The following is a 14105-nucleotide window of genomic DNA, read 5'->3' as shown; positions in this document are numbered from 1 at the left end:
CCGCGACCTGCTGGCCGACGGGCTGGTCGCCGAGGCAGGCGAAGGCGACGTGCGCATCCGCCCCCGCCTGGACTCTTCGGGGTTGGTCATGATCGAGTTGAGCTCGCCGTCGGGGCAGGCGACCTTCGAGGTGGATGCTGATCAGCTTGTGGAGTTCCTGAACGATACCTACGACGCGGTCGCGCCCGGTGACGAACACCGGTGGATGAACTTCGATGAGACGCTGAGCCGGCTGCTCTCGCACAACCTGTAGTGCCATCCCGGCCCCTCGCCTGAACCACACTACGACTATTCACCCGTTGTACATGACTGGGCACGGCATGCTGCCACTGGCGTCTACGGATCCAAGTCGACCGGTCGGGTTACACCTGGGGCCTGGTGACACGATCCAACGGCACTCCTGCTTCCTTGGCGGCGCGGGCGAGGTCCAACGCCATCACCACCACTGCGTCCCGGCCGGCGGCCAGGACCCTTCGGCACGTACGGCCGCGCACGACAGGAGTGATCGGCTACTGGTGGTCACTGGCGGCGGAAGCTGTTATCCGGACGCCGTTCGGGCATCGAGCTGGGGTGGCTCAGCCTGCCGTTCGAGGCTGTGGCCAACCATCCCGCCCACCTGCCGATGAACTCGTCCAGGTCACCCACGGTCAGCGGTGTAAACGGCCAGGCGAGCTGCCACTCCGCCACGCCGTTCCACAGTGCCTTGGCCGCTTCCGTGCCGGGGTTCAGTGCGAACGGGTCCTGCCGCACCTGGTAGTGGAGCATGGGAGAGACCATAAACGCCGTCTCGAACCACTGGTAGCTGCCCTGGCCGGTAGGGGCAGCGTCGCAGAACCACAACGAGTGCTCACGCCCTTCGTAGCCGTACCTGTCGACCGGGATGAGGAGATCGATCTCGGCGTGCGCGATCACGTCGAAGGCAGGGCCGCCCCACGAGCCCCATGCCGATTCTGCCGTCAGCGTGGGACCGGTCAGGGTGAGCACGACCTGCCCCAAGCGGATCTCCCAGCCGCCACCGCGCACCGCCCGGACGGTGGCCCTTGGGGCGTTGCTGGTCAACGCGTCCTTGAACGTATCGGCGATCCTGGCGAAGCTGCGCGTGGCCGCCTCGAACAACCCCGCGCGCCCTACCAAGGTCTACTCTGCCCGCGTTGATGATCGACGGTCCCTAACGCGAGCTTCGTCGAGACGGGGCCGCTGGCCGATCGGCGAGCCAGGATCTCGTCGCACGCCAGGACGGTGACGGGGCATCTGGGCGGGGACTGGCTGGTGCCGGTGTCCCGGGTGGCCGCCGGGGTCGGGATGGCCTGGCACACCGTGCATGACGCGTTCGTCGGGGTGGCCGCCGAGGCGGGGATCGTGGTCACCGACACCACCACGACCACCGACCGTGGGGCCGGTGTGGCCTGCGATGCCGGGCCCGATCGTCAGGACGGGGAGACCGCGGGCGGCGGTGACCCGAGGGTGGCCGACGCGGATCCCGGTGCTGTCGGCACCGATCTGGCCGCCCGCCCCCAGAGGTCGGTGGGCGGCGGGGTGTTGCCGCCGGTGGCGGTGCTGGGCATCGACGATCATCGCCGTGGCAAGCCCTCCCTGTATCACCGTGACCGGTCCACTGGGGAGTGGGTGGCCGATGCCGACCGCTGGCAGACGGTGTTGTGCGCCACGAGGATCCCGACCCCGTGGACCCCGAAACCGGCAGCCGCCGCCACCGGCAGCTGACCAGTGGGCAAGACACGTGGAGCGCCCGGTGCGGAGTAATTCGCACGCCGGGTGCGGAGGGCGGGCCGGGGAAACCCACCGGGAGCAATTCCGGCAGGGCGCCCCGGTCCGACCCAACCGTGGACCGGGGGACACGGGGTGCTGGGGCAGGTCGAAGGCCGGGCCGGGGTGGACGCCGCGGCGTGGCTGGCCGCCCAGGATCCGACCTGGCGGGCGGGGATCACCCACGTCACCATCGAGATCAGAAGAGATATGGTGGCACGGCAGCCGATTTGCCGGAAGGAATCTGGCGCCCCAGAGAAGTGCTAACTGGACCGTTGGCGCGCCAATCTCCTTCAGAACCCCTGCAAGGAAGGGCCTTTGCCCTCAATCCGTCGACCTGGCGAAGCCCGACCAGGCCTCGGCCGGAGTGCGGGGGCTCGACTGCCGCGGGGCCGGCACCAGCGCGACAGCCAAACCCGGAGAACCCTGGGCGAGCGAGCATGGCGACGTAGGAAGGAGTTTTCCGGCGGTGGCCTGGCCGTTGTCACCGGCGCGGCCGCCGGGATTGGCGAAGGTCTGACCCGCCACCTGGTAAGGCGGCTCAGCATGACGGGTGGGGTCGCCGACGTCGACGAGGCGGCGGCCCCGCCGGGTGGCAGCCGAGCTCCCAGCCCCGGGCCGCAGCGTGCCCTGCACTGTCGACGTCCGCAACGCCGACGCGGTGGCTGCGCTGGCTCAGTGGTGCGTGCCTGCTGGACCACCACGAAGTCGAGATGTCCTACTCCGTCCTAAGCGACTATGTCGTCAGCCGGCGACGCGCCAACCCGGATGCACAGCTCGCTGAGTTACCTCATATCCACTGGCACAACATCGTGATCCGAGTGCCACTCAACTTGAGGCACCGCAGATCAACAGCATAGGACAGCTCCGGCTCCGCCTTCGGTCGGAGCCCACGCTGGCGCGCGCACTACCTGCGGGTCGCGTCATGGTCGGCGGGGCCCATGGGTGCCGCGCAGAATCAATGAGACCGGTACCCGGCGCTTGGTCACCAGTGGCTCTGGCGAAGCCATGGTTTGTTGCAGCAGCTCGACGGAGACGCGGGCCAATTCCTCTAGGTCGCAGCGGATGGTGGTCAGGTTGACGAGGGGCCAGCCTGCCATCGGGATATCGTCGAATCCGACGACGGTGAGATCTTCGGGCACGCGCAGTCCGCGTTCACGGGCGGCGGAGAGGATCCCGAGGGCGATCACGTCGTTGCCGCCGACGATCGCGGTCGGTGGGTCCGCGCGGTCGAGCAGCTCGCTGGCGGCCGCTCTGCCGGTGTCGTGACCGAAGTTCGTGCGCAGTGCCTGGTCTCGGCGCACGTGGACGCCTCGTTTGAGTAGGGCCTCTCCGAGGGCCTTGGCTCGCTCCCGGCCGGTCGAGGTGGAGACGGGCCCCTGGACCATGGCTACCCGTTGATGCCCGAGCCCGGCCAGCAGATCCGCGATTGCGCGGGCGCCTGAGGCGTTGTCCACCGAGCACGAGGGCGACTCAGGGTGGTCGAGTACCCGGTTAGTCAGGACGTGCGGGATATCCCGCTCGGTCAGATCACGGGGGAGTGCGGAGGTGCGCAGGGTCGTGGTGAGGATGACGCCGTCGTAGGAACCGTCGGCGAGGACCTCCGGGCCGACCTTGCGATGCTCGGAGTCTGTGACGACCACGGTGCGCAGGTCGCGCTCGGCGAGGTTGCGGCGCAGCGGTTCGACCAGCTCTGGGTAGTAGGGGTTGGTCAGCTCCTCGGACACCACTGCTATGCGTCGGCTGCGCGTCGTCGACAGCGAGCGGGCCGAGTCGCTGGGGATGTAGGTCAGCTGTGTCGCGGCCTCTAGCACTTTCTGCCGCGTCTGTGGCGAGGTTCCGGGTATGTTGCGCAGCGCCCGCGAGACGGTCGGCTGGGACACTCCCGCGAGCTTCGCGACGTCGAAGCTGGTCACTCTTTTCACCACGGATATATCGCGCTCCTTGGTCGCCGACACCCCTAATTGACAAGTATACGTATGCGATTGAGTCTCTGCGTGTCTCGAGCAAAGGAGCCCAACAATGGTGAACTATCTGAAGGCGTCGTCGGCGAAGGGGCAGGACAGCGCTCACCAGCAGGCCGTGCGTGACACCGTCGTCGGGGTCATCGCCGACATCCGCGCCCGTGGCGATGTCGCGGTCCGCGAGTACTCCGAGAAGTTCGACAAGTGGTCGCCCGAGCAGTTCCGGCTCTCTGAGGAGGAGATCGCGAAGATCGTCGAGACCGTGCCGGACCAGGCGATCGCCGACATCAAGACTGTGCAGGACCGGGTGCGACGGTTCGCGCAGGCGCAGAAAGAGTCCCTGCACGACTTCGAGGTCGAGACGGAGCCCGGGGTGTTCCTGGGTCAGAAGAACATCCCGGTGGGGTCTGTGGGCGCCTACATCCCGGGCGGGCGCTACCCACTGGTCGCCTCTGCCCACATGACCGTGCTGACGGCGAAGATGGCAGGCGTCGAGCGGGTCACCGCGTGCACGCCGCCGATCCGCGGCGAGATCCCTGCCGCTACGGTCGCGGCGATGCATCTGGCGGGTGCGGACGAGGTCCTGCTGCTAGGCGGGACGCAGGCCGTGGCGGCGATGGCGGTTGGCACCGAGACCATCGGCAAGGTCGACCTGCTGGCCGGGCCCGGCAACGCCTACGTGGCCGAGGCCAAACGGCAGCTGTTCGGCGAGGTCGGCATCGACCTGTTCGCCGGTCCAACCGAGGTCCTCATCGTCGCCGACGAGCATGCCGACCCGTTCGTCGTGGCGGTGGACCTGCTCAGCCAGGCCGAGCACGGGCCGGACTCGCCCGCGGTGCTGATCGCCACCTCGGAGAAGCTCGGCCGCCGTGTCATCGAGTTGGTCGACGAGATCCTGCCGGACATGCCGACCGCCGACTTCGCCGGTCCGGCCTGGCGGAACCACGGCGAGATCGCCGTCGTCGAGGACCTCGATGCGGCCTATGCCCTCGCCGACCGCTACGCCTCCGAGCACGTACAGATCCTCACCGAGAACCCGCGGGAGGCGCTCGCGAAGATGCGCAACTACGGCGCTCTGTTCCTAGGTGAGGGGACATGCGTGTCCTACGGCGACAAGGTCATCGGCACCAACCACACCCTGCCCACCCGCGGTGCGGCGAACTACACCGGCGGCCTGTGGGTCGGCAAGTACCTCAAGACCGTCACCTACCAGGAGGTCACCGACCCGGCCTTCAGCGCCGCACTCGGCCAGTTGTGCGGCCGCGCGGCCCGCGTCGAGTCTTTCGAGGGCCACGCCCGGTCCGGCGACGTGCGGGCCCATAAGTTCGGCGGCGCCGACCTGCCCTGGGCCCCGGCGAGCGTCCGATGAGTGCCGACGCGCGGATCACCGGGCGGACGGCTCTGGTCACGGGCGCAGGCAACGGACTGGGGCGCGCGATCGCGCTCGGGCTCACCGAGCGTGGCGCGCGGGTCATCCTGACCGGCCGCAACCGTGACAAGCTCGACTTGGTCGCGAAGCAATGCGGAGCCAACGTCCGGGTGGCGACCGTCGACACCGCGGACGAGGCGTCAGTGGCCGCGCTCGCCGCGGAGCTGCGTGGCGAGCAGGTGTCGATCCTGGTCAACAACGCCGGGATCGCTGGGCCGGTCGCACCATTGACCGACATCTCCGTGGAGAACTGGGACGAGGTCTTCGCCGTCAACGTGCGCGGGGTCTTTCTCATGTGCCAGGCGTTCCTGCCACCAATGGTGAAGCGGGGAAGCGGCGACGTGATCAACCTGGCGTCGGTGTCGGGGAAGCGGCCGTTGGCCGGGCGCACCCCCTACACCGCGTCGAAGCTGGCGGTGATCGGACTGACCTCGACGCTGGCCTACGAGGTCGGACCGGCTGGCGTCGCTGTGAACACGTTGTCGCCGGGGCCGGTCGACGGACCCCGGATGCACCGCAACTTCACCCTCGAAGCCGAGCGCACGGGCCGGACCTATGCCGAGGCTGAGGAGGCATACGTCTCCCGCGCTGCGCTGCACCGAATGGTAACCGAGGAGGAAGTCGCCCTGGCCGTGGTCGCGATGCTGAACATGCCGGGATTGTGTGGCGCAGACATCGACCTGTCGGCAGGCATGGTCGCCCGATGAGTCCAACGGTCGTGCGGGGTGAGGGAGTCAGCGCGTCGCGGTGACATGTGCTGCCGATTCGGTCTCTCGCCCCGCCCTCGCGATGTGAACGTGGCGGCTCATCGCTGAGCAGTGGCGCTGATCTCCCTCTCGGAAGCGACTGCACCGCGCGTGGGCGTCAGCCCATCTGATCGAAAATGTGATGACCGGACGCTGCCGCGAGCGCGTTCATGGCCCCCTGCCGACCACTCTGTCGACGCCTTAAACCGGTCTGTCGGACCTCGCGGGTATGGGGTGCTCGTTTCCCGGATATCAGGCGCGTAACGCCAGGTCAGGCGGGCTAGAAAGACGCCATCAGGGGTTGACATGGATACTTGCAAGAGAATATATGTATATGAATTACGCGCTTCTAGTATCTTAGAACCCCTAGGAAGGGGTGCCACGTGTACGATCGCTTGCCGACCCTTGACCTCTGGGAGCGGACCGCCGCACGCCGGCGGGAGGGCGCCGACATCGTCGCCATGCAAGGGGTGCCGATGCTGCCGATGCCTCCCCATGTGGTCGACGCTGTCGTCCGATCAGCGGGAGCCGTCTTCCCGAGAGAGAGCCGCGGATCGTATGCCCTGCGTTCCTCCATCGCCTCTCAGCTCGCGACGCGATATGGGCTCAAAGTCGACCCCGACACAGAACTCGTGATAACGCACGGGGCCCAACACGGTATGAGCATCGCCCTCCGTGCGCTTCTGTCGCCCGGTGACGAGGTCATCATCCCGGCGCCGACCTACTTCTTCGACGCCGTGGTGCGGATGGCGGGCGCCGTACCCCGCTACGTGCAGTCGGACGCGCACGACGATTGGGCCGTCCCGCTCGACGACCTGACCTCGGCGGTCACCGGAGCAACCAAGGCGATCATTGTCTGCAATCCGAACAACCCGACCGGGAACGTGCCCACTGAGGACGAACTTCTCGCGTTGCTCGAGTTCGCGAAGAAGCACGGCCTGTACATTTTCGCTGACGAATCCTACGAGGACTATGTCCACGACGGACCCGGCTACGTGCCACAGATGCGGCTCAGGCACGTCTACGACCGTCTGGTCACGGTCACCAGTTTTAGTAAGAACCTTGCGCTCTCCAGCTGGCGCGTCGGCTACATCCATGCGCCGTGCGACCTACTCGACGCGGTTCACCGTGCATTCGAATGCGATGCCATCAACGTCGGGGACATCCCTCAGATCGCGGCTCACGCTGCTCTCACCGGCCCTCGTGACTGGCTGGAGCGAGAGTTCAGCACGTTCCGCTGGCGTCGCGACCTGCTCCTCGACGGCGTCGCCGCGGCCGGTTTCAGCGCGAGCACACCGCTCGCCGGGATCTTCTGTTTCGTCGACTTCTCCCGAACGGGGCTGCACGGTGAGGAACTGGAGGCTGCCCTGCTGGATGTCGGAGTCCCGGCGTCGACCGGAGACCGTTTCTACGGGAACGGGTCCTTCGCCAGAGTCCTCTACGGAGGAACCGCGGAGAACATCGAACGAGCAGTCGCCCGCCTGAAGCTGCTCCCGCAGCAATGAGGCTCGCCTGACGGCCCAGTCGTTTAACGGAGCTCCGTCGCAACTGTCCCTTACCTCGATCGACTCCTACTGGTCGTAGCAGTCCCCACTTCAAGGAAGCACATGGATCACACGTCGAGTAGCTCGCTCCATCAGGGCTCTCCCGGCTGGCTGGTAGCTGCCGACATCGGTGGCACCTTCACGGACGTCATCGCGTTGGGGCCCGGCGCACGGATTGTGCCGGTGAAGGTCCTTTCCACGCCGCCGGACTTTGGGACGGGTGTCATTGACGGCGCGGTGGACGCCTTGCACCTGGCCGACGTCGAGCCCGACGCCGTCACCGGCGTCCTACACGCCACGACCGTCGCGACCAATGCCATCCTCGAGCGCCGCGGTGCCAGAACGGCAGTGGTGACGACCGCCGGTTTCAAGGACGTACTCGAAATTGGCCGTCTTCGTCGGCCGCTGCTCTACGACTTGTCCTGGAAGAAGCCTGTCCCGCTGGCCAAGCGACGAGACCGCCACGAGGTCGTCCAGCGGATCACATCCGACGGCTCGGTGCTCACCCCGGTCGAGGACAGGGAACTCGAGCTGCTCGCCCAGCGCCTCATCGACGACGAGATCGAAGCGGTGGCGGTCTGCCTCATCAACTCTCACCTCGCCCCCGATGAGGAGCGAAAGGTTGCCGATGCCCTACGGGCTCTGCTGCCAGGGGTTTACGTGTCCGCGTCGGTCGACCTCTCCCCGGAGCTGGGGGAGTTCGAGCGCACGAGTACCGCGGTCGTCAACTCCTATGTCGGACCCGTCGTGCACACCTATGTCACGGAACTAAACGCCGGGCTGCGTCAGCGGAACATCACCGCGCCGTTCTCCATCATGCAGTCGTCCGGTGGGCTGCTCGATGCCCAGTCGGTCGCCGAAAAGCCAGTCCAGATCATCGAATCGGGACCAGCCGCCGGTGTGATCGCCGTTCAGAAGCTGGCGCAGCTCTTGGAGCTCGACAATGTCGTCGCCTTCGACATGGGAGGTACGACAGCCAAGGCGTCTCTCATCGAGGACGGCAAGCCTTTCGTCGCTGGCGACTACGAGGTCGGCGGCGAAATGAACCTCACGCGCAACATGGGCAAAGGGGCCGGGTACACGATCCGGGTTCCCTCCATTGACATCGCCGAGGTCGGCGCAGGTGGCGGAAGCATCATCAACGTCGACACCGCCGGCGCATTGCATGTCGGTCCCCAGAGCGCAGGTTCGCGCCCTGGGCCGGCGTGTTACGGGCAGGGCGGTGACAGTCCGACGCTGACTGATGCGAACGTCGTGCTCGGCTATCTGAATGCCGAGGCGATTGCGGGCGGTCGCGTCGAGATCTCTCCTGCGCTGGCGCACAAAGCACTTGAACCGATCGCCGCGGAGATCGACAAGGAATTGAAAAACGCGGCCCGTGGCGCATATGAGATCGCCGTCTCGAACATGACCTCTGCGGTCAAGGCCGTCACGAGCGAGCGCGGTCGCGACCCGCGCGACTCGGTGATGGTCGCGTTCGGGGGAGCTGGCCCGCTTTATGCCGCGGAGCTCGCACAGGAGCTCGGTATCCAGAAGGTGGTCGTACCCGTCCACACCGGACTCTTCAGCAGCCTCGGTCTTTTGGTGGCCGACACCGAGTACCAGGTGGCCGCGCCATACAACCCAGAGATGCATGATCTCACGGTTCTCGCGGATCAGTTCGAGGGACTGCGTGCGGAGGTACTCGCCCGTCTGGCGCCAGCCAACGCGGAGGCGATCACCATCGAGCGTCTCATGGACATTCGGTACCGGGGTCAGCGTTTCGAACTGCGCATTCCAATGCCCGACGGGCACATCGACGAGCAGCTCGTGGCGGCGACGTTCAACCGGTTCCACACGGAGCATCTCAAGACCTACGGCCGAGCGAGCGGCGACGAACTCATCGAGGTCGTCAACGTCCGTGTTCGGGGAGTCGTGCCCAATCCCGTCAGCATCGACCAAGCGTTGGCACTGCCGTCAGGCGGGCCTCGTCCGCCGACATCTCGCGTCTGCCGTTTCGAGTCGGACATCGAAACGCCTGTCATCCAGCGGACGCACCTGGATGCCGAGGCGAAGGCGGGCCCGATGGTCATCGAGGACATGGACTCGACGACGCTGGTACCTCCCGGCGCTTATGCGCATCTCGACGGCCACAACAACATCATCATCACCTGGAACAGCAGCGAGGTGGGCGAATGACCGACAAAATTCTGCGCGACCCGGCAACGTTCGAGGTTTTCCGCAACGCGGTAGACGGTCTCGCGGATGAGCTCGCGATCACGATCCTCAGGACTGCGCATTCGCAGATCGTGGCTTCGAGCATGGACTTTTCCGCAGCGCTGTGTGATCACACCGGTCGGACCATCGCGCAGGCGAACACCTGCCCGGTGCACCTCGGCTCGATCCCCGACGCCATGCAGGCAGTGCTCGACGCCTTCGGCAAAGAGATCACCGAGGGCGACGTCTACATCTTGAACGACCCCAGCCTTGGCGGGATGCACCTGCCGGACATCTTCATCATCGCGCCGGTCTTCTTCGACGGCGACCTTCTCGGTTACGCGGTGACTGTCGTGAATCACAGCGACGTCGGGGGGTGGTCTCCTGGCTCCATGGCCTCGCAGTCCACCAACATCTTCGCCGAGGGGATCCAGATTCCGCCGTTGCGCCTAGCACATGCCGGCGTGTTCAACGAGACATTCTTCCAACTCATTCTTCGGAATGTGCGTGAACCGGAGCTGACGCGGGGCGATCTTGAATCGCAGCTCGCCGCGTGTCACGCCGGTGCCAACGGCATGAGGAGCCTCGCGGCCCGCTACGGCGTCGGCGAATACCGGGCACTGGTAGACGAGCTGCTCGACTATTCCGAGGCGCTCGTCCGCGGTGCGCTGGAGCAGGCACCCGACGGCGTCTACGTCTTCGAGGATCAGATCGACGAGGACGGTCTCGGTTCGGGGCCGATCCCTTTCAAGGTCTGCATCACCATTATCGGCAGCGACATCACGTTCGATTTCACCGGCTCGTCGCCACAGGTGGCGTCCGCGTTGAATGCCACCTCGTCGTTCACCCGGTCTGCCTCGTATGCGGCGCTTCAGGGGGCGTTGGGCTCGAACATTCCGGCGAACAGTGGCTTCTATCGGCCCTTCCAGTTCATCATTCCCGAGGGTTCGATCCTCAACGGCCGACGACCGGCCGCCCGGGGTGCACGGGGCCTTGTCGCCTACCGGCTCATCGATCTCGTCCTGGGCGCGCTGGCCCCCGCGCTCCCGCAGCACGTACCCGCCGCAGGTGACGGCGGTCCGGGCTCCGTGGCGCTGGGCGTGACGGAGGCCGATGGCAAGCAGGTGATCGTCTGGGACTTTTTCATGGGCTCGTGGGGAGCTACCCGTGCCGGAGACGGCAATGACGGGATCAGCCCGCTCGGCGCCAACATGGCCAACATCCCCGTGGAAGAGGTCGAGTCGTCCGGACACGTCCGGATCGACGCGTACGGCTTCGTGCCCGACTCGGGCGGTGCGGGAAAGTACCGTGGTGGGCTGTCGCTCGTGCGTGACATGACACTTCTGTGCACCGGCGCGACCATGCAGATCCGATCCGATCGACGCACCTCGAAGCCATACGGGCTGCACGGCGGTCGCGAGGGCGCACCGTCGCTGAACCTACTCAACCGCGGCACCGAGAACGAGCAGATACTGGACACCAAGCCGTTCCTCATGGTGCAGCGAGGTAACACGCTTCGCCACCTCACAGCCGGCGGCGGTGGCTATGGAGCCCCATTCGAGCGCGACCCAAACGATGTCCTCGAGGACGTCATCGAGGGCAAGGTGACGATGGAAGGAGCGCTGCTGGACTACGGCGTCGTGATTGATAGTGCCACGGCGTCGGTAGACAGGAAAGCCACAGAGCAGGCACGTTCCACACAAGATCGCGGCGTCATAGCTTCGCCGAAGCCACATTACGAAGGGTCTCAGTCATGACTGATTGCAAGGCGCCTCCCACACTTGGGCCTAAGGCTGAGGCGCGCATGTGGCGCAAGATCAGCTTCCGGATCATGCCTGTGATCGGGCTCGCGTTCATGGTCAGTTATATCGACCGAGCAAACCTCGGCTACATCGCCAAGCCGCTGTCCGCCGATCTGGGTTTGTCGGCTGCGACTCTTGGTCTCGCCGCGAGCCTGTTCTTCATCGGATACATCCTGATGGAGGTGCCGAGCAACATGCTGCTCGAGCGCTTCGGAGCCCGAATCTGGATCTCGCGGATCATCATCTCCTGGGGTGTTGTCACCGCCGTGACGTCGCTTGTCCATTCCTCCTCGCAGCTGTACATAGCTCGAATCGTGCTGGGCATCGCTGAGGCGGGTTTGTCGGCGGGAATCATTCTTTACCTGACGTACTGGTACCCCAAGAAACAGCGCACCTGGGCGCTTTCAACCTTCTTTCTCATGATTCCTATCTCCAACATCGTCGGTGCCCCGATCGCCGCCGCGCTGCTCAAATGGGGCGAGACGCTGCTCGGGATTTCCGGTTGGCGCTCCCTGTTCTTGGTCGAGGGGGCCGCTACAGTAGTTGTCGGCGTCATCGTGCTGCTGTTGCTACCCAACCGGCCGAGCAGCGCGAAGTGGCTATCCGCCGAGGAACGCGCCTACGTCGAGCAGACGCTGCAAACCGAAAAGGACGAGCACTCGGCTCACGGCGCACTGACCGGAATGCGCCAGGCACTCACCAGTGGCCGAATCTGGGCGCTCGCGGTTGCCTTTTTCGGGGTGGTGTTCGGACTCTATCCGCTTGCGTACTTCCTGCCGACCATGATCGATACGCTCAACCACACGCTGAGTTCCGTCGGGAGCGTGTCCGGCGTCCTTCTCGCGGCTATTCCTTACTTCGCCGCACTGACTGCCATGATCGTCTGGGCCCGGCTGGGGGCTCGCTACTCAGCCGTTCTCGCTACTACCGTGCCGATGCTGGTCGGGATCGCGGGACTCGTGTTCGCCACTTTTGCCCAGAGCGGAGCGGTCTTCATCATCGCGGTCTGCGTGAGCGTTGCCGGCATCTACGCGGCGTTTGCGCAGTTCTGGCGAATTCCGGCGATCGCACTCAGCGGCTCAGCCGCGGCTGCAGGTATCGCGCTGATCAATTCCGTGAGCAACACGAGCGGGTTGGTCGGGCCTTACCTCACGGGACTCATCCAAAGCAAAACGGGCAGCTACACGCCTGCCCTGTTGCTCATCGCAGCGGTGATGGTCGTGGCTGTCGTGATTCTGTTCACCGCGGGACGTGCCGCTGAGCGAATCGGGAACCGTGAACCTGTCAGCCTGGCGAAGTCGGCCAGCGAGTAAACGTGCCTACCGGCTTGCTGGCGGCCGTCAGGCGCGAGCAAGCCGACCACGGGTCGGCCCCTCGATCCGCCGACGGGCCGATCCCCGATCGGGTGAACGCTGCGATCCCCTCCCGCCACCGCTACGAGGTGCTGATCGTAATCGGAGCTGACGCCACGTCGGGACTGAGCGCCAGGGCATCGAGCATTTCCCGCTTGCCGGACTCGGCGCGGCTGCGCATTGCAGCGCCGGCGCGCTCCGGGTCTCCCGACTCGATCGCTTCCACGATCGCCCGGCGCGCCCGGGTCCGGTCAGGAGAAATTGCGGGCGAGAGCTGAACGGTGATGCGCGCTATCCGTTCGATCTCGTCGAATATGTGGGCTATAGCGGCCGCCAGGCGGTCGTTTCGGGCACCGTTGGCAATTATCGATTCGAACTCGAAGTTCTGTTTCAGGCGTTCCGTCAGGTGCGCGCCCGCCATCTGACCATAACTTTCATCGGAGCTCAATTCATGCAGACGAGACAGCTGCTCTCGGGTCAGTCCGAAGGTGGCGCACCGCGCTGCGGCTTCGCCCTGCAGCAGAGTACGCATGTCGCAGAGATTGGAGACGTCTGCCAGCGTCACCGAAGCCACGACGTACCCGGACCGCCGAATGGGTTCCACCAGCCCGTCGCGGTGCAGGCGGGCCAGCGCCTCGCGAACCGGTGTCTTGCTGAGCCCCCAGGCAGCGGCGACTTGCTGCTCGGTGAAGCGGTGCCCCGGAGGCATCCTGAGTTCGATGATGTCACGCCTCAATCTGTGGTAGGCCTGATCCATCAGCGTGGACCCTTTGACGGGTTTGACCAACTCCGGCAGGTGCTCCACGTCGACCAGGCCCTTTCGTCATCACACTCAGGATTAATAGTATCTTACATTGCTACCCTCGGTATATGTCGACGTGATCAGAGTCCTCAACGGATGAGCGAGGCATCCCGCCGCTGTCGGCAACTGCGGCAGACCACGCGAGCTGGCTGTGGGCACCGACGGCGTGTCGGGAGATCGTCGATGCCGACCCGCGCCCCGTCGTGGCGAGGAACTGCCGCCGCTGGTGACCGATCTCGACATCGGCGTGCGCTTTCGAGGGCTGTGACGCCTTGGCCGCCAAGGGGTTCACCTTCACCTCGCAACTTGTGTGCTTGCCATGCTCGACGACTGCCGCTGCCCCCGGCCACCCCGGTCGCGACGATCGACAGCGCCGAATGAATCACGGGTGTGAGCGCTGGAATCGATCGTTCTAGGGTCTGTTTCAGATGTCAGAGCCACTCGTTGATAGACGCGATGACCACCGTGGCCTCGTAACGGACAGCGAGTTTGTCGTACCGGGTGGC

11 protein-coding genes are annotated in these 14105 nt (G+C 65.6%); 8 read left to right on the top strand and 3 right to left on the bottom strand.

The annotated features are described in order from the left end of the window. The coding region (locus ACWDKQ_RS32135; RefSeq protein WP_450142526.1) for an SsgA family sporulation/cell division regulator at positions 1 to 253 on the top strand (253 nt) is incomplete at its 5' end. Between the two features lie 266 nt (positions 254 to 519). Here the strand turns inward: ACWDKQ_RS32135 and ACWDKQ_RS32130 are convergent. After that, positions 520 to 1116, bottom strand: coding sequence for a hypothetical protein (locus ACWDKQ_RS32130; protein ID WP_450142525.1), 597 nt, complete (start codon positions 1114 to 1116; stop codon positions 520 to 522). A gap of 123 nt (positions 1117 to 1239) precedes the next feature. On the opposite strand from ACWDKQ_RS32130, the gene ACWDKQ_RS32125 reads away from it, so the two are divergent. Continuing rightward, a complete protein-coding gene (locus ACWDKQ_RS32125) occupies positions 1240 to 1722 on the top strand; it encodes a hypothetical protein (protein ID WP_450142524.1) in 483 nt (160 codons plus the stop codon). Positions 1723 to 2687: 965 nt separating this feature from the next. Here the strand turns inward: ACWDKQ_RS32125 and ACWDKQ_RS32120 are convergent. Then, positions 2688 to 3680 (bottom strand): LacI family DNA-binding transcriptional regulator, encoded by a 993-nt coding sequence (locus tag ACWDKQ_RS32120; RefSeq protein WP_450142523.1) that lies wholly within the window; start codon positions 3678 to 3680, stop codon positions 2688 to 2690. A gap of 106 nt (positions 3681 to 3786) precedes the next feature. Here ACWDKQ_RS32120 and hisD point away from each other — a divergent pair, with 106 nt between their 5' ends. The 6 genes from hisD to ACWDKQ_RS32090 all read left to right on the top strand — a co-directional run bounded on the left by hisD (position 3787) and on the right by ACWDKQ_RS32090 (position 12758). Next, positions 3787 to 5097, top strand: coding sequence for a histidinol dehydrogenase (gene hisD, locus ACWDKQ_RS32115; protein WP_450142522.1), 1311 nt, complete (start codon positions 3787 to 3789; stop codon positions 5095 to 5097). After that, positions 5094 to 5864, top strand: a complete 771-nt coding sequence (locus ACWDKQ_RS32110; RefSeq protein ID WP_450142521.1) for an SDR family NAD(P)-dependent oxidoreductase — start codon at positions 5094 to 5096, stop codon at positions 5862 to 5864. The genes hisD and ACWDKQ_RS32110 overlap by 4 nt, the downstream gene beginning before the upstream one ends. A 500-nt stretch (positions 5865 to 6364) precedes the next feature. After that, a complete protein-coding gene (locus ACWDKQ_RS32105) occupies positions 6365 to 7408 on the top strand; it encodes a pyridoxal phosphate-dependent aminotransferase (RefSeq protein WP_450142527.1) in 1044 nt (347 codons plus the stop codon). A gap of 102 nt (positions 7409 to 7510) precedes the next feature. Next, a complete protein-coding gene (locus ACWDKQ_RS32100; protein WP_450142520.1) occupies positions 7511 to 9625 on the top strand; it encodes a hydantoinase/oxoprolinase family protein in 2115 nt (704 codons plus the stop codon). Next, positions 9622 to 11400 (top strand): hydantoinase B/oxoprolinase family protein, encoded by a 1779-nt coding sequence (locus ACWDKQ_RS32095; RefSeq protein WP_450142519.1) that lies wholly within the window; start codon positions 9622 to 9624, stop codon positions 11398 to 11400. Before ACWDKQ_RS32100 ends, ACWDKQ_RS32095 begins: the two co-directional genes overlap by 4 nt. A gap of 47 nt (positions 11401 to 11447) precedes the next feature. Beyond that, positions 11448 to 12758: an MFS transporter gene (locus ACWDKQ_RS32090; protein WP_450142518.1), complete on the top strand. Its 1311-nt coding sequence runs from the start codon at positions 11448 to 11450 to the stop codon at positions 12756 to 12758. Positions 12759 to 12879: 121 nt separating this feature from the next. Here the strand turns inward: ACWDKQ_RS32090 and ACWDKQ_RS32085 are convergent, their stop codons facing one another. Beyond that, a complete protein-coding gene (locus tag ACWDKQ_RS32085; protein ID WP_450142517.1) occupies positions 12880 to 13602 on the bottom strand; it encodes a GntR family transcriptional regulator in 723 nt (240 codons plus the stop codon). Positions 13603 to 14105 lie beyond the last annotated feature (503 nt).

Source organism: Saccharopolyspora sp. NPDC000995 (assembly GCF_053599315.1).
Note: the sequence above shows the minus strand (reverse complement) of the source record. Positions and strands in the feature narration are given on the sequence as shown.